The sequence below is a fragment of the Plantactinospora mayteni genome (assembly GCF_016862935.1).
GTDB lineage: Bacteria > Actinomycetota > Actinomycetes > Mycobacteriales > Micromonosporaceae > Plantactinospora > Plantactinospora mayteni.
On sequence record NZ_BONX01000010.1, the window covers coordinates 28,228 to 46,446 of the forward strand.

Here is an 18,219-nt window from a genome sequence, read left to right on the forward strand (position 1 = left end):
CTGAACCGCGCACCATCCGCCGTACCGGTGGGTCGGGCCGCCGACGCCCGGCCCACCGGTACGGCACACCGGTCCGACCCGTCGTGGAGGTTGTCGTGTCCGAGCCGTCCGTCCCGCCGTACCCGGCCGACGATCCCGCCGGACGGCGCCGGCTTCGTCACCGCCTCCGTGGTCGACCCGTTCGCCCGGCCGGCCGTACCCGGATCGGCCGGACCCGGTTCCGGGCCGCGCTGGTGCTGGCCGCGACCGCGCTGCTGGCCGGTACCGTCGCCGGCTGCACGGACGACGGTCCCGACGGTTCCGACGCGGCGGCCGGCTCCGGGGTGACCGGGCCGCTCTGCGAGGCGCTGCCCTCGGGCACCGATCCGGGCAACCCGGCATCGCTGGCCGACCAGCCCGGCGACGTGGCGTTGCAGTGGATCCCCGTGCTGACCCGGTTCGAGGCGGTGGTACGCGCCGCCGACCTCTCCGCCGAGCTGCGCGCCCCGGGCGGGGTGACCATCCTGGCCCCGACCGACGACGCGTTCGCGAAGAAGTTCTCCGAGGAGAACCTCGACGACCTGATGATTCACCGCAAGGACGAGTTGCGGGATCTCGTCCGGGCCCACCTGGTGGCCGGCGCCCACCCACTGGCGGACCTGGTCGCCGACGGCACGCTGCGTACCCTCGACGGCAGCACGGTACCGGTCAGCGAGGCCGGGCCGATGGCGCGGATCGGCGAGCAGGTGCAGAGCGTCTGTGCCGACTACCGGGTCGCGGGTGGCCGGATCCACATCGTCAACGGCGTACTCGGCAAGCTGCCGACCACCTACGACCCGAACGCCGACTCCGGGCACTGAACCTCCAGCACGGCGTCCAGCGGTGCCTCCCGGCCGTACCGGTGGGCCAGGGCGAAGCCGCCCGCGCCGGTGCCGGGGAGGTGGCGTACCGGAGCGTCCAACTGGGCCCGTAGGGCCCGCGCCGTCGCCTCGGTGTCCGCCCGCTCGCAGGCCGGTACCGGCGCCCCGATCTCCTCCCGGATCCGGTCGGCCGCGCCGAGCAGCCGGGCCCCGCGTACCGGGTCACCCTCCTGCCGGGCCACCTCGGCGAGCGCTTCCAGCACACTGGCGGTACGCCACCGGTCGCCGACCTGGCGGTGCGCGGCCAGGCTGATCCGCAGGTGCCGGGCGGCCCGCCGGGTACGCCCAGCGCGCAGCTCGACCAGGCCGCGCAGGTTGTGCGCCCAGCCGACCCCCTCCGGGAAGCCGATCGCGGAGTACCGCGTCAGGGCCACGTCCAGCAGCGACGACGCCCGGTCGATGTCGCCCCGGTAGAGCGCGACCGCGCCGAGGTTCATCAGCGCGCTCGCCGCCGCCAGCGCGTCACCGAGCCGCTCGTGCCGGCGCAGGCTCGCCCACAGCCGCGAGTCGGCCCGGTCCAGGTCACCGGCGAGCCAGGCGGTGAAGCCGCGCTGTTCGGCGGTCTGCGCCTCGCCCCACTCGTCGGCGCAGTCGGCGAAGATGGCCCCGGCGGTGGCCAGGTGACCGGCGGACTCGGCGTACCGGGCCTGCTCCCGGGCCACCGAGCCGAGGATCTGCTCCACCTGCGCTTCGGCGCGGCGGTTCCGGGTGGTCCGGCAGGCGGCCCGGGCCAACTCCGCGTGCCGGATCGCGGCCGGATAGTCGCAGGTCAGCATCGCCAGCATCGCCGCGCCGATCCCGGCCCGGGACCGCAGCCCGGCCGGGGCGTCCGGGTGCCGGGCCAGCGCCGTCGACAGCCAGCCGTGCCCCTCCCGGTACTTCCCCTCCAGTCGGCAGTACATGGCGAGGGCGGCGGCCAGCCGCAGGTCACCGTGCGCGGGCCCGCCGGCGCCGGCCTCGGCCAGCCAGGTCATCGCGGAGCGCAGATTCGGCTCGTCGGCGCGCAGCCGGGCCAGCCACCAGTCCCGGTCCGCGCCCCGCAGCCGGGCGTCGGCCCGCTGGGCCAGGTGCAGGCAGTACCTTGCCAGCGCCTGCCGGGCGGCCACCTCGGCACCGGAGCCGACCAGCCGGGCCAGCGCGTGCCGCCGGATCGGCTCCAGCATCCGGTAGCGGGTCCGGCCGTCCTCGCCCGGCCCGGATGTCCCGGTCCGGCCACCCGACTCGGGCAGCCCGATCCGCGCAGCGGACTCGACCGGCTCGGGCGAGTCGGTCGGGCCACCCGGCTCGGGCAGCCCGATCCGCGCAGCGGACTCGGCCGGCCCGGTCGGCTCTGCCGGGCCGAACGACTCGGGCGACCCGAGCCCGTCGACCGGACCCGTCGGGTCGGGCGGCGTGGTCAACGCGGTCGGCCCTGTCGGGTCGGCCGGCTCGGGCGAGTCGGTCGGCTCCGGTGGCCCGGTCGGGAGGGGTTCCACCAGGGACGCCTCGACCAGCGCGGCCAGGGCGGCCGGTGCGGACGGGCCACCGATCGAGCGGGCCGCCTCGGCGTCGAACCCGCCCGCACAGATCGAGAGCCGGTCGAACAGCCGGCAGGCGTCGGCGTCCAGCAGGACCAGACTGGACTCCACCGCAGCGGCGACGCTCCGGTGCCGGTCCGGTGGCCTCGGGTCGGGGCTGCGCAGCAGCCGTACGTCGGTCCGCAGCCGCGCGATGATCTCGTTGACGGTCAGCATCGGGGTACGTGCCGCGGCCAGTTCGATCGCCAGCGGCAGCCCGTCCAGGTCGACGCAGAGCCGAACCACCGCGTCGGCGCTGCTCTCCGGTACCGGCCGACCGGCGAACTCCCGGGCCCGTTCGAGGAAGAGCCGGGTCGCCGGGTGTGCGGTCAGCGCCGCCAGGCTGTGCCCGGTGCTGACCTCGGGTACGCCGAGCGTCGGTACCCGGATCCGGGACTCGGCGGGCAGCCCCAGCGCGGCCCGGCTGGTCGCCAGCACCCGCAACCCGGGGCAGCGGGACAGCAGCCGGTCCACCAGTTCCGCGCAGCCGGTGACCAGGTGTTCGCAGTTGTCCAGTACCAGCAGTGCCCGGACCGGGCCCAGGTCGGCGGCGAGCCCCTCGACCAGGTCCCGCCCCACGTCCGGTACGCCGAGCGCGGCGGCCACCGCCTGCGGCACCCGTACCGGGCTCTGTACCGCGGTCAGGTCGACGAACCAGACCGGGCGGTCGGTGACCGCCCCGGCCGCGGCGACCGCCAGCCGGGTCTTGCCGGCCCCACCCGGTCCGGTGAGCGTGACCAGGCGGTGCACGTCCAGCCGCTCGGCGACGAGGCCGAGCAGTTCGTCCCGGCCGAGCAGGGCGGTGAGCGGGACCGGCAGCCGGGCGCCCGGACGCGCCCGGGACGTCGACGGGCCGGCGGCGACCTCCATGCTGGGCGCTGGACGGGGGGCCGTCGCCCAGTCCTCGGGCAGCTCACCGGCGCGCACCGCCGCCGCCAGTACGCACACCCGGCCGGCCGGCTCGACGCCCGCCTGGTCCTGGAAGACCTCCCGAGCCCGCTGGTACACCTCGGCGGCGGCCCGCCGCCCCTGGTCCAGGTACGCGGCGACGAGCAGCAGTTCCCACAGCCGCGCCCGCAGCGGATGGGCCGCCACCGCCGAGGTCAGCTCGGCGACCGCCGCCCGGGCCACCCGGGCGGCCGTCGCCCCGGCGGCCACCACCGCCCGGTCGGCGACCGGGCCACCGGCGGCGGTGTGTGCCGCCACGGCGAGCCGCAGCGCGCACTCCCAGCGCTCCTCGAAGGCGTCGAGCCGGGCCTGCCGCAGCCGCCCCAGCTCGGCGGCGGCCCAGCCGGACGGGCAGAGCCGGTAGGGATCACCGGCGCCGGCCCGGCCGCCGTCGGGCGGGACCAACGGCGTGTCGTCCCGGCTGTCCTCGGTCGGTACCGGCGGCTCGGGCCAGACGGCCAGGGCGGCCCGGAACAGCCGGGCGGCGGCGCGCAACTCACCACCCGCCATTCGACGCCGAGCCCGGTCGAGCAACCGGCTGAACCGGCTCGCGTCGATCCGGCCGCTCGGCATCCGGAGCAGGTATCCGGTGGGGTGGATCTCCAGTGTGCCGGGCGATCCAGAGCCGGCCAGCGCCGCCGCCAGCAGCGTCGCCGCCTGGTCCAGGGGACGGGCACCGGTCCGGGACAGCGCGTCCCGACCGGTCAGTGCGGCCAGCAACTCCGCGTCCGGGACAGGCTCGTTGGGCCGCAGCGCCAGCAGTCCGAGGAGTGGACCGGCGCCGTCCGGCAGCGCGACCGGCCCCCGAGGGCCGAGCAGGCGGACCGGCCCGAGCAGGCGTACCTCGCCGGGAGCGGGGTGCCTCCGCTCCGTACTGGCCTGTTGATCAGGCACGCTGTGCCGCAACTGGGAGCCCTCACCTTCGCTCCCGGGTAGTGTGCGCGACGCGGCGGCGTGCCGGGCATCCTCCCGATCGGTCGGTTAGCCGACGAACCGGACGGTCCGGCCCGACCCGCTCGGGCAGCGGCCCGCTTCGATTCGGATATCGGCCGGTCGACCCGATCGGGCCTCCGCCCCGCCCAACCAGCGGGAGCAGGACGCGCTCTCGGCGTTGGCGACCGAAGATCCGCCGACGGTCAGCCGCCGGCCGACCCCCGGTCGATCACTCCGGTGGCCGCCACTGGGCCGCCACGCTCGCCGCGCTGCCCAGCAGCCGGGGCGTGATCGTGCCGAGGGCGGCGTCCCGGGCCCGCAGCGCCAGCCGCCCCCGCGACTGCAACACCGCCGACATCCGCCGGGTCTGCCGGACCACGGTGACGGTCCGGGGGCGGCGCATCCGGTTGTACGACTCGACCGCCTCGCGCAGCGGCGCACCGGGAATCGCCTCCCGGACCACCGAGCGCAGCGTCGCGGCGTCCTCGAGGGCGAGGCAGGCACCCTGACCCAGGTGGTGCGGCATGGCGTGCGCCGAATCGCCGAGCAGCACCACGCCCCCGGTGCCAGCCGGGAAGCCGTACGCGCGGGGCAGCGGGCGCAACTCGCGTACCTCCTGCTGGACCAGGTCCTCCGGCTCGGTGGCGGCGAGCAGGTCGGCGATCGGCGCCGGCCAGTCCGCGAACCAGCGCCGAAGCAGGCCGAGCTGGGTGGCCGGCGGCTCCGGGCGGGACGCGCCGGCCGCCGTCGCCACCCAGTAGATCCCGCCCCTGGTGGAGCCGCCGGAGTCGCCCCGGTCGCCCAGCGAGGCCGCGACGAACCGGTAACCGGCGCCGAGCGTCTCGCCGTCCACCGGGCGGTCGGCCGGAAGCTGCGGCGCCCGGTACCACGGGATGACCGCCCGCCACGCCGCGCAGCCGGAGCTGACCACGGTGGCCTCCGGCGCCAGCCGGCGGCGTACCGCGCTGTCGATGCCGTCGGCGGCGACGACCAGGTCGGCCTCGTAGCTGCCGCGCCCGTCACCGACCGCGGGCCGGTCGCCGTCGCCGACCCGGACGGTCCGCACCTCGACGCCGGTCCGGATCTCCACCCGGTCGCCGAGGCCGGCGACCAGCGCGTCGTGCAGGTCCTCCCGGTGTACGACGACCGGTGCGCGTTCACCGAGCCCGGGGCGGGGCTGCACCAGCCAGTGCCCGTCGGGGCGCCGGACGCCGACGTCGGGTAGCGGGGTCGCGATCGCGGCCAACCCCTCGCCGAGGCCGAGGGCACGCAGCGCGCGTACCCCGTTGGGCCAGAGCACCAGCGCGGTGCGCTCGGCGCGTACCCGGTCGTCCTGCTCCAGCAGGGTCACCTGCCAACCGGAGCGGGCCAGTGCACCGGCGGTCGCCAGCCCGCCGATTCCGGCGCCCACCACAACGGCCGTACGCATCGGGCCGGCTCCCCCGCTCAACGATCCCGGTCTGCGGTTCCCGGCGCTGCCCCGGCGTCAGCCGGCTCGCCGTCCCGGGCGTCGGCCGGTTCCCCGGCAGCGGCCGGTTCCCCGGCAACCTCGGACTCCCCTGCCGGAGTCGCCGGCCGGGCCTCGTCGTCATCATCGTCGTCGGAGTCGTCGTGCTCGGCCGAGGCCGGCTCCTCGACCGGCGGGACCTCGCCGGTTTCCTGGAACCGCCGGAACTCCTCCTCGGTCACCACCCGGTACGCGGTGGGCACGCCGATCGCGGCCGGTTCCCGGGAGACGTCGACCTGGGACACGTCGCCGGTGGCGGCATCGCTCGCGGCCAGCGGGGCGGGCGCGCCACCGACCGGCACCAGGAACTCCTGCGGACCCCGGACCCGGACGAAGTAGATCAGCGCGCCGAGGAAGACGACGACGGCGGTCCAGACGTTCAGCCGGGCGCCGAGGATCTCGGTCGCCGGGTCGGTACGCATCATCTCGATCCAGAACCGTCCGGCGGTGTAACCCATCACGTAGAGCGCGAACGCCCGGCCCCGGCCGAGTTTGAATCGCCGATCGAGGAGGAGGACCAGGCCGGCGACGCCGACGTTCCAGAGCGCCTCGTAGAGGAAGGCCGGGTGGAAGAGCCCGGGTTCGAGGATCGGGTTGCCGCTGTCGTCCCGGAGCGCGTGCCCGGGATTGGCCGGGTCCATCCGGTGGATCTCCAGGCCCCACGGCAGCGTGGTCGGCCCGCCGAACAGCTCGTTGTTGAACCAGTTGCCGATTCGGCCGACGGCCTGGGCCAGCGGCAGGCCCGGGGCGAGAGCGTCGGCGACCACGGTCAGCGGCAGGCCGAGCTGCCGCACTGCGAGCCAGGCACCGACCGCGCCGCCCGCGACGGCGCCCCAGACGCCGAGCCCGCCCTCCCAGATGTAGAGGGCCTTGACCGGGTCACCGTCCTCGCCGAAATAGGACCCGGGTGAGGTGATCACGTGGTAGATCCGGGCGCCGACGATGCCGAACGGCACCGCCCAGACGGCGATGTCCAGCACCGCCCAGGGGGCGACGCCACGGCGGCGCAGTCGCAGCTCGGTCACCACGCAGGCGACCACGATTCCGAGCACGATGCAGAGTGCGTACGCCCGGATCGGCACCGGCCCGAGCTGCCACACGGCGGTGGCGGGACTCGGCAGGGCCGCCTGAGGAGAGAGCGAGGCGAGGGTCACGGGTGCACAGGCTACCGTCGCAACCCCTGCCGGCGGCACCCCGGTCCGGTTGTCAACCCCGGGCGATTCCTGCCTGGTTCGTCCGGATACACGCCGCGAACAGGGCTGTCGTCCGTTTTCCACCGCAGGCGTGCCCGGTCGAATCGAACAGCGCCACGCCGGATCCCGACCGTCCGGAGAGCAGCGCAGGGCCGCAGTCGAACCGGCTCGGAGTGCCCGCCGTCGTGGCCGGCGCCGGGACCGAGGTCGATGATCCAGTCGGCGTGCTGGGGCTGCCGGTCAGCGTCGGACGGCTCGGACGCCCTCGGCGAGTTCGGCGCTCAGCGTGCCCAGCGCGGCCAGCCCGGCTGCCTCGTCAGGGGCGTCCAGCACGCAGCGGACCAGCGCGCTGCCCACGATGACGCCGTCGGCGTACCGGCCGACCTCGGCGGCCTGGGCGCCGGTGCCGACGCCGAGCCCCACCCCGACCGGCAGCGCGCTGACCGCCCGGACCCGGCCGACCAGGGTCGGTGCGGCATCCGAGGTCTTCTCCCGGGCACCGGTCACCCCCATCAGGGCGGTGGCGTAGACGAAGCCCCGGCAGTGCTCGACGGTCATCGCCAGCCGCCGGTCGGTCGACGAGGGCGCGACCAGGAACGTCCGGTCCAGCCCGTACGCGTCAGAGGCGGCCAGCCACTCGCCGGCCTCCTCCGGGATCAGGTCCGGTGTGATCAGTCCGGTGCCACCGGCGGCGGCGAGGTCCCGGGCGAAGGCGTCGACACCGTACCGCTCGATCGGGTTCCAGTAGGTCATCGTGACCACCGGAGCCCCGGTCGCGGCGACCGCCTCGATGATCCGCAGCGCGTCCCGGGTGCGTACCCCGCCGGCCAGGGCGATGTCGCTGGCCCGCTGGATGACCGGCCCGTCCATCACCGGGTCGGAGTATGGGATCTCGACCTCGATCACGTCGACCCCGGCGTCGACCATGGCCCGCATCGCGGCGATGCTGCCGTCCACGGTCGGGAAGCCGGCCGGCATGCAGCCGACCAGCAGCGCCCGCCCCTCGGCCCGGGCCTTCTCGAACGCGACCCCGATGCTCCGGTCGGCGGCGGTGGCCATCTCGCTCACCTCTGCTCCCCGTCGAGGATGCCGAAGTATTCCCCGGCGGTGTGCACGTCCTTGTCGCCCCGGCCCGAGAGGTTGACCACGATCGTCGGCTCGCGACCGAGTTCGGCGGTCAACTCGGGGATGATCTTCAGCGTGCCGGCGAGCGCGTGCGCGCTCTCGATCGCCGGGATGATCCCCTCGGTCCGGCAGAGCAACTGGAACGCGTCCATCGCCTCCGCGTCGGTGACCGGGGCGTACCGGGCCCGTCCGGCGTCGTTGAGCCAGGCGTGCTCCGGGCCGACCCCGGGATAGTCCAGCCCGGCCGAGATCGAGTGCGACTCGATCGTCTGCCCGTCCTCGTCCTGGAGTACGTAGGTGCGGGTGCCGTGCAGTACCCCGGAGGAGCCACCGGTGATGCTCGCCGCGTGCCGGCCGGTCTCGACGCCGTCGCCGCCGGCCTCGAAGCCGTAGAGCCGGACGTCGGCGTCCGGTACGAAGGCGTGGAAGATGCCGAGCGCGTTGGAGCCGCCGCCGACGCAGGCGGTCACGGCGTCCGGCAGCGCGCCGGTCAGCTCCAGGCACTGCTGCCGGGCCTCCACCCCGATGCCCCGGACGAACTCCCGGACCATCGCCGGGAACGGGTGCGGGCCGGCGGTGGTGCCGATCAGGTAGTGCGTCCGGTCGACGTTGGCCACCCAGTCCCGCATCGCCTCGTTCATCGCGTCCTTGAGGGTGCGCGAGCCGGCGGTCACCGGGACGACGGTGGCGCCGAGCATCCGCATCCGGGCGACGTTGAGGGCCTGCCGCTGGGTGTCCAGCTCACCCATGTAGACCACGCACTCCAGGTCCAGGTACGCGGCCGCGGTCGCACTGGCCACCCCGTGCTGGCCGGCACCGGTCTCGGCGATCACCCGGGGCTTGCCCATCCGCTTGGTGAGCAGCGCCTGGCCGAGTACGTTGCGGACCTTGTGCGCGCCGGTGTGGTTGAGGTCCTCGCGCTTGAGTAGCACCCGCGCCCCGACCCGGGCCGAGAGCCGCTGCGCCGAATAGAGCAGCGACGGGATGTTGGCATACTCGCGCAGCATCCGGGTGAACTCGGCGGTGAACGACTCGTCGGCCAGCGCCTCCCGGTACGCCGTGTCGAGTTCGTCGAGCGCGGCGACCAGCGCCTCGGGGACGAACCGTCCGCCGTACGGGCCGAAGTGCCCGGCGAGGTCGGGCAGCGCGGGCAGCGCGGGGGCGCTCATGCCAGCACTCCGCTTCGCTCCGTGCCGCCACGAGGCACATCCGCACCGAGCTGGCTGATTCGCTCGCAACGCTCACTCATCGGACCGGCCGGGGGGTCGCCGGGTGGTTGCCAGCGTTGACCAGTTCGGCCACCGCCTCCCGGGGGCTCTTCTGGGTGACCAGCCCCTCGCCGACCAGTACGGCGTCGGCGCCGGCCGAGGCGTACCTGATCAGGTCGTGCGGGCCGCGTACCCCCGACTCAGCGATCTTGACGACGTTGTTCGGCAGGCCGGGGGCGATCCGCTCGAAGACCGACCGGTCGACCTCCAGGGTGCGCAGGTTGCGGGCGTTCACCCCGATCACCCGGGCACCGGCCTCCAGGGCGCGGTCCGCCTCCTCCTCGTCGTGCACCTCGACCAGCGCGGTCATGCCGAGGGACTCGATCCGTTCGAGGAGACCGACCAGCACGTTCTGCTCCAGCGCGGCGACGATCAGCAGCACCAGGTCGGCGCCGTGCGCCCGGGCCTCGTGCACCTGATAACTGGAGACGACGAAGTCCTTGCGGAGCACGGGGATGTCCACCGCGGTCCGGACCGCCGCCAGGTCCTCCAGCGACCCGCCGAACCACCGCCCCTCGGTGAGTACGCTGATGCAGCGCGCCCCACCGGCGGCGTAGTCACCGGCCAGGTCGGCCGGGTCGGCGATCTCGGCGAGCTGCCCCTTGGACGGCGAGGAGCGCTTCACCTCGGCGATCACCCCGACGCCCGGACGGCGCAGTGCCGCGTACGCGTCCCGGGGTGGCGTGGCCGCCGCCGCGAGTTGCCTGATCTGCTCCAGCGGCACCTCTTCCTGCCGCCGTGCGACGTCCTCGCGGACTCCGGCGAGGATCTCGTCGAGCACGTTGGCGGACGTGGCCGATCCGGCATCGTCTCCCGCCGTGTGCGGATGCTCAGCAGTCACCAACGGACTCCCCTCTCCGGGTGTCATGGGCCGATGCTAGGCGTCGCCACCGGACGGACGCCCTCGGGGGTATGGCGTGCTTCACGAGATGGGCTGGGGCATAATGGCCGGCCCTGTGAGCGGAATATCACGCTGCGCCATCGACAAACGCCCCGGCGCCCGACAGCCCGCCACCGCACCGCTCCGGCGCGCTCGGGTGACTGCTGTGACGGAAGTCAAGGAAGCCTCGGCCGACGGCGGAGGTTGTCCCGGATGGTGGACCGGGCCCGGGCCGAACCGTTGATCCGGGGGTGACCGACCGGAAACACCAGGTGGGCACCATCAACGTCGGGCACACTGGTCGCGGGGCCGCCGCCGACCAGTCGGATCGATTTCCGTGCGGGGAAGACCATGAGCGCTGCGAAGCCTGACTCGACCATCGACCTGACCAGCATCCCCCGGGCCGTACTCTCCGTCGCCGTCGGCATGGTGCAGAGCGTGGAGCGGGTGATGATCGGCGACGCCCGGATGCGGACCGCCCGGGGCAACGCCTGGGAGGCGATCTGCGCGGACCGGGACCGGGCGCTGCGCCGCGACGAGATCCGTGCCCTGGTGGCGGCGCTCGCCGCCGTGCCACCGGCCGAACCCGCGACCATCGCCAACCCGGCACGCCTGCCCGCCGGCCAGCTCACCGCTACCGCTACCGCCACCGGCACCGGCACCGGCACCGGCACCGCGACAGCACCAGGCTCGACCATCACCCGCACCGCCACCGGCACCACGGCAGCACCAGGCTCGACCGCCACCCGCACCGCCACCGCCGCCACGACGGCACCCGGCTCGACCGTCGGCCGCGCCGCCGCGCGCCGCGGATCGCCGGCTGCCCGGCAGCGGGTCAGTTGACCGTCGGGTCCTCGCCCCGGTCCAGCGCGTCCCAGGCGGCCGTCGTCCGCCGGGCATCCACCCGGCCGTCGGGGGCGATCACCGGATTCTCCCGGCCCGCCCCGCCCGGCCGGGCCCGCTCGTAGCGGGCACCCATCTCCGGCCATCCTCCGCTCCGCACGGCGGTAAACCCGCCGGCAACCCCGGCCAGCAGGCCGCCCAGCACGCAGAGCAGCGGCCAGCCGGCACTCACCTCGCCGCCGGTGCCGAACCCGGCGTAGCCGGCACCGACCGCCACCCCGACCCCGAGCAGCGCCAGCAGCCCGCCGACCAGTCGCCGCCCGATGCCCCGGGTGCCGAGTACCGCTCCGGCGCCGGCCAGCCCGACCAGGGCCAGCGCCGGCAGCCACGGCAGCAGGTCGCCGCCGGTCCGGGTCACCCGGCCGGGTGGCAGCGGCGCGGGGCGGGCGGTCAGTTCGACGGACCAGGTCCGGGTCGCCGCGAAGACCGCCAGGCCGGCGCCGAGCAGGCAGAGCAGCACGGTGTACGCCAACTCCCGCCGCCCCGCCACCCGTGCCCCGTCACCGGACGACGGCCCGGACACCGGCGGCCCGTCGGTGTTCACCGGGCCGGCCGCAGCGTCTCGGCCGCCGCGATCGCGGCCAGTACGGCAGCCGCCTTGCTCCGGGTCTCCCGGTCCTCGGCGGCCGGGTCGGAGTCGGCGACGATCCCGGCACCGGCCTGCACGTACGCCCGTCCGTGCCGGATCAGCGCGGTCCGGATCGCGATCGCCATGTCCAGGTCGCCACCGAAGCCGAAGTAGCCGACCGTGCCGCCGTACAGGCCGCGACGGGTCGGCTCCAACTCCTCGATGATCTCCATCGCGCGTACCTTCGGTGCGCCGGAGAGGGTGCCGGCCGGGAAGGTGGCGGCCAGCGCGTCGAACGCGGTCTGGTCCTCCCGCAGCGTCCCCACCACCGTCGAGACGATGTGCATCACGTGGCTGTACCGCTCGATGGTGGCGAACTCCGGCACCTCGACCGTGCCCGGCCGGCAGACCCGACCCAGGTCGTTGCGGCCCAGGTCGACCAGCATCACGTGCTCGGCCCGCTCCTTCGGGTCGGCGATCAGCTCGGCGGCGAGCCGCCCGTCGTCGGCCGGGCTGCTGCCCCGGGGCCGGGTACCGGCGATCGGGTGCAGCATCGCCCGCCGTTCGCCGTCGGCGCTGGTGCTGACCTTCAGGTGCGCCTCCGGGGACGACCCGACGATGTCGAAGTCGTCGAACCGGAGCAGATACATGTACGGACTCGGGTTGGTCGCCCGCAGCACCCGGTAGACGTCCAGCGGGTCGGCCTCGGTCTCCCGCTCGAAGCGCTGGGCCAGCACGATCTGGAAGCACTCGCCGGCCCGGATCGCCTCCTTGGCCGCCTCGACCGCCTTCGGGTACTCGCCGTCGGCGGTCCGGCTGAACACCTCGCCCGGGTACGGCCGGTCGACCGTGGCGATCATCGGCGGGATCGGTCGGGACAGTGCGCTGGTCATCGCGTCCAGCCGGCCGACCGCCTGGTGGTACGCCGCCGTCACCTGGGCCGCCCGCTCCGGGTCGTCGGCACCGAGCGCCGTGTCGGCACCGACCGCCGCGCCGTCGGCGGTGCCGTTCGGGGGCGCCGGTAGGAGGGCGTTCGCCACCAGGATCGCGGAGCCGTCGAAGTGGTCCAGCACCACCAGGTCGGTGGCGAGCATCATGCCCAGCTCGGGCAGGCGCAGGTCGTCCTCGGTCAGCGAGGGCAGCCGCTCGAACCGGCGTACGACGTCGTAGCCGAGGTAGCCGACCATGCCGCCGAGCAGCGGGGGCAGGGAACCGCGCTCGGGGTCGACCGGGCCGACGGCGGCCGGGCCGGTCAGCGCCTCGACGGTGGCCCGCAGCGCCGCCATCGGGTCACCGCCGGTGGGCAGACCGGCGGGGGGCGTACCGAGCCAGTGTGCCCGGCCGTCCCGCTCGACCAGGGTGGCGGCGCTGCGTACCCCGACGAAGGAGTAGCGCGACCAGGCGATCCCGGCCGCCCCGGCACCCTGCTCCGCCGACTCCAGCAGGAACGTCCCCGGCCCGCCGGCCAGCTTGCGGTAGACCCCCACCGGGGTCTCCCCGTCGGCGAGCAGCCGCCGGACCACCGGCACCACCCGCCGGGTCCGGGCCAGCTCCCGGAAGGTCGCCTCGTCCGGGCTCACCGCTCCGGTGGTCATCGGATCACCGCCCCAGCCTCGGTCATGTCGTCGGCCCGGCCGAGGTCGGCCCGGCCGAGGTCGCCCCGCTCACCGGCAGCTCGTCGGAGAAGCAGCTCCAGCTTCCGGTGTGGCAGGCCGCGCCGACCTGGTCGACGCTGACCAGTAGGGCGTCGCCGTCGCAGTCCAGCGCCACCGTGCGGACGTACTGGTGGTGGCCGGAGGTCTCGCCCTTGACCCAGTATTCCCGCCGGCTGCGCGACCAGTAGGTTGCCCGGCCGGTGGTGAGGGTGCGGTGCAGCGCCTCGTCGTCCATCCAGGCGACCATCAGCACGTCGCCGGTGTCGTGCGCCCGGACCACGGCGGCGACGAGTCCGTCGGGGGTGCGGCGCAGGCGCGCGGCGATCGCCGGATCGAGGGCCGAGGGCCGCGCGGGGCCGCTCGGCGCCGGCCCGGGCGCGGTCACCGGGGAGAGATCGGGTACGGGCATAGTTCCCGATTGTTTCGCACGCGGCACCGGAACCGTCCACCCGTACCCGCTCCCGCCCCCCGGAGTGGCCAGCGCCACGCCGCCCTGCGGGCCGTCCAGCCCCGGGGAGGTGGTCGCCGCGATCCAGTTCGGCCGGGCGAGTTGGGCGACGTAGCGGTCCAGCCGGCCGTCGCGCAGGGCGGCGCCGAGATCCGCGCCGACCACCTCGGCCAGTTCCTCGGCGTACGGGCGGGCCAGCGCCACCGTGCCGGCCACCAGGCGGTACGCGGCGGCGTGCAGCCGGGCCAGGGTGTCGGGGCGCAGCCCGAGGCAGGTGAGCATGTCGTCGCGGTAGCCGTCCGGCGCGACCGGCAGGTCGAGTGCGGCGGCCAGCGCGTCGGGGCGGCTGGCCACCGTGACCGCCGGGTTGGCGAGCCGGAGTACCGAGGGGCAGCGCCGGGCCAGGTCGGCGGCGGCGAGCCGGGCGTCGTACTCGGCACCGCTCGCGCAGGCTCCGCCGACCTTGCCGAGCGCGGCGACCAGTTCCTCCAGATCGGGCTCGGCAGGGCGTTGGCGGATCTCGGTCAGGTCGACGGACGAGCGCCAGGCGCCGTGTGCCCAGAGTAACCGTACGGGAGCGATGACCGGCAGTCCGAAGGACCATTCGGCGGGCCGGTCGAGCCGTTCGAGCCAGGATTCGACGTCCCGTACGGCGACCGACAGGTGGGTCAGCCGCTCGCCCGCCTCCACCAGAAAAGCCGGGTACGCCGCATACGGTCCCCCGCTGACCAGGACATCGATGTCCACGTCGCTGTACGGGGTGGCGGCACCCCGGGCGTAGCTGCCGCGCAGCAGCACCCCGACGACGGGCGGGCCGGGCAGCCGGCGCAGCCGGTCCGTCCAGTCGTCGAGGAACCCGAGTTGCCGTGACGGACCGTGATCCACGGCGCCATCGTGCCGCAGGTCCGATCATGACGCAACGCCCGATCACGCGCCGCCTGGGCGTTTCATCCCTTACACACCGATAAATCGCATTGGCCGTTCCGGATCGGCCGCCCGAAAGCCGGCCGCTCCTCGATCGAGACGATCGCAGCGGGCCGGCGATGGTGCGGCGCGCGCCTCCGCACGACCGGCGGATCGTCCGGCCGATACGCCAGGACCGATCAGGACGGACGTACCCGGTCGGGTCGCCGACCGGCGATTGTCGGCGGCCAAGATTTCAACTAGCGTTGATTTCATCATCTGATGAGTTTTTGGAAGGAGGCTCCATGGAGACCGCGATCGAGGTCCGCGACCTCGTCGTGACCCGGGGGAAGCGGCAGGTCCTGCACGGGATCGGCTGCACCGTCCCGCGCGGCAGCGTCACCGGCCTGCTCGGCCCGAGCGGCAGCGGCAAGACCACGCTGCTGCGGGCCATCGTCGGCGTGCAGATCGTGGCCGGCGGCAGCGTCACCGTGCTCGGCGAACCGGCCGGCGCCCGCAGCCTGCGGCGGCGCCTCGGCTACCTGACCCAGGCGCCGAGCGTCTACCCGGACCTGACCGTCCGGGAGAACACCCGCTACTTCGGCCGGCTCTACGGCCTCGGCCGGGCCGACGCCGACCGGGCGATCGCCGACGTCGGCCTGGCCGACGCGGCCGACCAGCTCGTCGGCACCCTCTCCGGCGGCCAGCGCAGCCGGGCGTCGCTGGCCTGTGCCCTGGTCGGCCGCCCCGAGGTGGTGATCCTGGACGAGCCGACCGTCGGCCAGGACCCGGTACTCCGCGCCGAACTGTGGGAGAGGTTCCACGCGATGGCCGCCGAGGGCACCACGCTGCTGGTCTCCAGCCACGTGATGGACGAGGCGGCCCGGTGCGACCGGCTGCTGCTGATCCGGGAGGGCCGGCTGATCGCCGACGACACCGTCTCGGCGGTACGCACGGCGGCCGGCACCGACGACCTGGAGGAGGCGTTCCTGCGGCTGATCCGGACGAACGAACTGGCCGACGAGGACGGGTTGGCCCGTACCGGTGACGGGAGGGCGGCCCGATGAGCCTGCGGATCCTGGCCGTCACGACCGGCCGCATCCTGCGCCAACTGCGGCACGACCGGCGTACGGTGGCGATGCTGCTGGTGGTGCCGGTGGTGCTGCTCACGCTCCTCTACTACATGTTCGGCGACCAGCCCGCGCCGCCGGGACAGCCGGGCGTCTTCGACCGGATCGCGCTGGTCATGCTGGGCGTCTTCCCGTTCGTGATCATGTTCCTGGTCACCAGCATCGCGATGCTCCGCGAGCGCACCTCCGGCACGCTGGAACGGCTGCTCACCACCCCGCTGGGCAAGCTGGATCTGCTCTTCGGCTACGGCCTCGCGTTCGGGCTGGCCGCCGCGGTCCAGGCCGGCGTCGCGGCCGGTGCGGCGTACTGGCTGTTCGACCTCTCGACCGCCGGCAACGCCGGGCTGGTGGTGCTGATCGCGGTGGTCAACGCCGTACTCGGGGTGGCGTTGGGACTCTTCTGTAGCGCCTTCGCCCAGACCGAGTTCCAGGCCGTACAGTTCATGCCGGTCGTGGTGATCCCGCAGATCCTGCTGTGCGGTCTGTTCGTCGCCCGGGACCAGATGGCCGGCTGGCTACAGGCGATCAGCAACGCGCTGCCTCTGTCGTACGCGGTCGAGGCGCTTCAGCAGGTCGGCGCGCACGCCGAGCCGACCGGCACGATGTGGCGGGACGTGGCGGTGGTCTCCGGGGCGGTGGTCGTGGCCCTGGTGCTCGCCGCGGCCACGCTGCGGCGGCGTACCGGCTGACGGTCCGCGTCGCCGGTCGGCGCCCCGCGCGGGCGGCGCCGACCGGCAGCGGAGGAAACGAGCACGAGGACGGCGATGGCACGACGGAGCGGACGGCGACCGGGCAACCCCGACACCCGGGAGGGGATCCTGAAAGCCGCCCGGGAGGCGTTCGCCGAGCGCGGCTTCGACCACACCTCGATCCGGGCCATCGCGACCAGCGCCGGCGTCGACCCGGCCCTGGTCCACCACTACTTCGGCACCAAGGACCAGCTCTTCCTGGCCACCATCGACATCCCGTTCGACCCGCAGGAGCTGCTGCCGCAGATCGCCGCCGGCGGACTCGACGGGGTCGGCGAACGGCTGGTCCGGACGTTCCTCCGGGTCTGGGACTCCCCCGCCGGTACGGCCGCGGTGGCGCTGTTCCGGTCGGCGATGAACAACGAGTGGACCGCCCGGCTGCTCCGGGAGTTCCTGGAGACCCAGGTGCTCCGCCGGGCGACCGGGCTGCTCGAGATCGACCCGGCCGAGGCGCCGCTGCGCTCGTCGCTGGTCGCCACCCAGATGGCCGGCCTGGTCATGGTCAGATACATCCTCCGGCTGGAGCCGCTCGCCTCGGCGCCGCCGGACGTGGTGGTCGCGGCGGTCGGGCCGAACGTGCAGCGCTATCTGACCGGGGACCTCACCCGGCTCACCGGCCGGCCGCCCGATCCCGGCCCGCCGCGCGAGCCGTAGCGGCCCACCGCGCGAACCGTAAGCTACCGGTCCGACCAGACCTGGTCGGGCGAGCTGGCCACCGGCCACTCCTGGTCCGGGCGCTGCGGCTGGTGCCGCCGCCGGCAGAGCACCGGGTGCAGCAGTTCGGCCAGTTCCGCCTGGCCGGCGAGCGGGCGGGGGAAGGCGAGCCGGGCCCGGCAGCGGGTACCGCGTCCGCCGAGCGACACCACCATGCCGTACCGGTCCAGCCGGACCACCCGGGGCGGCGGCTCGTCCGCACCGTCCGGCGGTACGAGGTCGCCGAGCTGGCGCCGGAGGAAGGCGGTGATCTCCGGGCCGTGGTGGTCCGTGAGGTCGGCGAGCAGGTCCCGCTCCCGCTCGTGCAGCGGGTCCGGCTCGGCGGCGGCGTACTCGGCCAGCTCGATCTGCCGTACCGTCCCGGCACGCTCCAGCCGGATCTCCGCCGGCTCGAATCGATAGAGCGTGCAGCCCCGGCCGACGTCCAGCAGGTCTCCGGTCGGCACCACCTCGGCGAAGTCGACGGCCGCCTGCCGTGCCTCGACCCCGGTCAGCGGCTCCGGCCAGCCGGAGATCCAGACCCGGCCGAGCGGCGGCGCCCCGGCGGCCGGCGGCAGGTCGCGGACGTCGAGCACCAGCGCCGTGCCCCGGCTGGCCCGGGTCGGTCGGAGTGCCGCGGCCAGATCGCTGACGATCGAGACGAGCAGCAGTACCCGGCCGGACGGGTCGGTGGCGTGCCGGACCTGGTGCGGCCCGGGCCGGTACGCGACCTGGGCGGTGCCGGGGAGCCGACCGGCGGCCAGGGTACGGGCCACCTCCGCGGAGCTGGGCTGCATGACGTCGACCTCCAGCAGAAGTTAGCCTGACCTTAGTAAGGGCAGGCTAACTTATCGCGCGGTC

At 74.7% G+C, this 18,219-nt stretch carries 14 protein-coding genes and 2 pseudogenes; 5 read left to right on the top strand and 11 right to left on the bottom strand.

Annotation, left to right across the window (positions count from 1 at the left end; translation table 11 throughout):
* Window positions 1-95 precede the first annotated feature (95 nt).
* Complete coding sequence (locus Pma05_RS09590; protein ID WP_203856988.1) at window positions 96-839, top strand: fasciclin domain-containing protein; 744 nt, start codon at window positions 96-98, stop codon at window positions 837-839.
* On the opposite strand, the gene Pma05_RS09595 is transcribed toward Pma05_RS09590, so the two are convergent.
* The 6 genes from Pma05_RS09595 to trpC form a co-directional block, all read right to left on the bottom strand.
* Window positions 809-4,297, bottom strand: a complete 3,489-nt coding sequence (locus Pma05_RS09595) for a BTAD domain-containing putative transcriptional regulator (RefSeq protein ID WP_203856989.1) — start codon at window positions 4,295-4,297, stop codon at window positions 809-811. The genes Pma05_RS09590 and Pma05_RS09595 overlap by 31 nt on opposite strands.
* Window positions 4,298-4,565: 268 nt before the next feature.
* Window positions 4,566-5,765 (bottom strand): FAD-dependent oxidoreductase, encoded by a 1,200-nt coding sequence (locus Pma05_RS09600; RefSeq protein WP_203856990.1) that lies wholly within the window; start codon window positions 5,763-5,765, stop codon window positions 4,566-4,568.
* 17 nt (window positions 5,766-5,782) lie between these two features.
* The gene (lgt, locus tag Pma05_RS09605; protein ID WP_203856991.1) at window positions 5,783-6,997 is read right to left on the bottom strand and encodes a prolipoprotein diacylglyceryl transferase; all 1,215 of its coding nucleotides are present in this window, start codon (window positions 6,995-6,997) and stop codon (window positions 5,783-5,785) included.
* A gap of 279 nt (window positions 6,998-7,276) precedes the next feature.
* Entirely contained in the window at window positions 7,277-8,095 is an 819-nt protein-coding gene (gene trpA, locus Pma05_RS09610; protein ID WP_203857105.1) for a tryptophan synthase subunit alpha, read from the bottom strand.
* 5 nt (window positions 8,096-8,100) lie between these two features.
* On the bottom strand, window positions 8,101-9,330 hold the full coding sequence (trpB, locus tag Pma05_RS09615; protein WP_203856992.1) for a tryptophan synthase subunit beta: 1,230 nt from the start codon (window positions 9,328-9,330) through the stop codon (window positions 8,101-8,103).
* A 76-nt stretch (window positions 9,331-9,406) separates the two neighbouring features.
* Window positions 9,407-10,210, bottom strand: a complete 804-nt coding sequence (gene trpC / locus Pma05_RS09620; RefSeq protein ID WP_203857106.1) for an indole-3-glycerol phosphate synthase TrpC — start codon at window positions 10,208-10,210, stop codon at window positions 9,407-9,409.
* A 450-nt stretch (window positions 10,211-10,660) separates the two neighbouring features.
* On the opposite strand from trpC, the pseudogene Pma05_RS09625 reads away from it, so the two are divergent.
* Window positions 10,661-10,897, top strand: a pseudogene (locus tag Pma05_RS09625) (hypothetical protein); the annotation flags it as partial.
* 247 nt (window positions 10,898-11,144) lie between these two features.
* Here Pma05_RS09625 and Pma05_RS09630 read toward each other — a convergent pair.
* The 4 genes and pseudogenes from Pma05_RS09630 to Pma05_RS43745 all read right to left on the bottom strand — a co-directional run.
* A complete protein-coding gene (locus Pma05_RS09630; RefSeq protein WP_239312086.1) occupies window positions 11,145-11,756 on the bottom strand; it encodes a Trp biosynthesis-associated membrane protein in 612 nt (203 codons plus the stop codon).
* Window positions 11,753-13,375, bottom strand: a complete 1,623-nt coding sequence (locus Pma05_RS09635) for an anthranilate synthase component I (RefSeq protein ID WP_203856993.1) — start codon at window positions 13,373-13,375, stop codon at window positions 11,753-11,755. The genes Pma05_RS09630 and Pma05_RS09635 overlap by 4 nt, the downstream gene beginning before the upstream one ends.
* 22 nt (window positions 13,376-13,397) lie before the next feature.
* Window positions 13,398-13,844 (bottom strand): phosphoribosyl-AMP cyclohydrolase, encoded by a 447-nt coding sequence (gene hisI / locus Pma05_RS43740; RefSeq protein ID WP_307836847.1) that lies wholly within the window; start codon window positions 13,842-13,844, stop codon window positions 13,398-13,400.
* Window positions 13,845-14,093: 249 nt separating this feature from the next.
* Window positions 14,094-14,768 (bottom strand): annotated as a pseudogene (locus tag Pma05_RS43745) (nucleotidyltransferase domain-containing protein); the annotation flags it as partial.
* Window positions 14,769-15,091: 323 nt separating this feature from the next.
* Here Pma05_RS43745 and Pma05_RS09645 point away from each other — a divergent pair.
* The 3 genes from Pma05_RS09645 (at window position 15,092) to Pma05_RS09655 (ending at window position 17,319) form a co-directional block, all read left to right on the top strand.
* Window positions 15,092-15,853 (top strand): ABC transporter ATP-binding protein, encoded by a 762-nt coding sequence (locus tag Pma05_RS09645; protein WP_203856995.1) that lies wholly within the window; start codon window positions 15,092-15,094, stop codon window positions 15,851-15,853.
* On the top strand, window positions 15,850-16,605 hold the full coding sequence (locus Pma05_RS09650; RefSeq protein WP_203856996.1) for an ABC transporter permease: 756 nt from the start codon (window positions 15,850-15,852) through the stop codon (window positions 16,603-16,605). Before Pma05_RS09645 ends, Pma05_RS09650 begins: the two co-directional genes overlap by 4 nt.
* 75 nt (window positions 16,606-16,680) lie before the next feature.
* On the top strand, window positions 16,681-17,319 hold the full coding sequence (locus tag Pma05_RS09655) for a TetR/AcrR family transcriptional regulator (protein WP_203856997.1): 639 nt from the start codon (window positions 16,681-16,683) through the stop codon (window positions 17,317-17,319).
* A gap of 23 nt (window positions 17,320-17,342) precedes the next feature.
* Here the strand turns inward: Pma05_RS09655 and Pma05_RS09660 are convergent, their stop codons facing one another.
* Window positions 17,343-18,155 (bottom strand): DUF2470 domain-containing protein, encoded by an 813-nt coding sequence (locus Pma05_RS09660; RefSeq protein WP_203856998.1) that lies wholly within the window; start codon window positions 18,153-18,155, stop codon window positions 17,343-17,345.
* Window positions 18,156-18,219 lie beyond the last annotated feature (64 nt).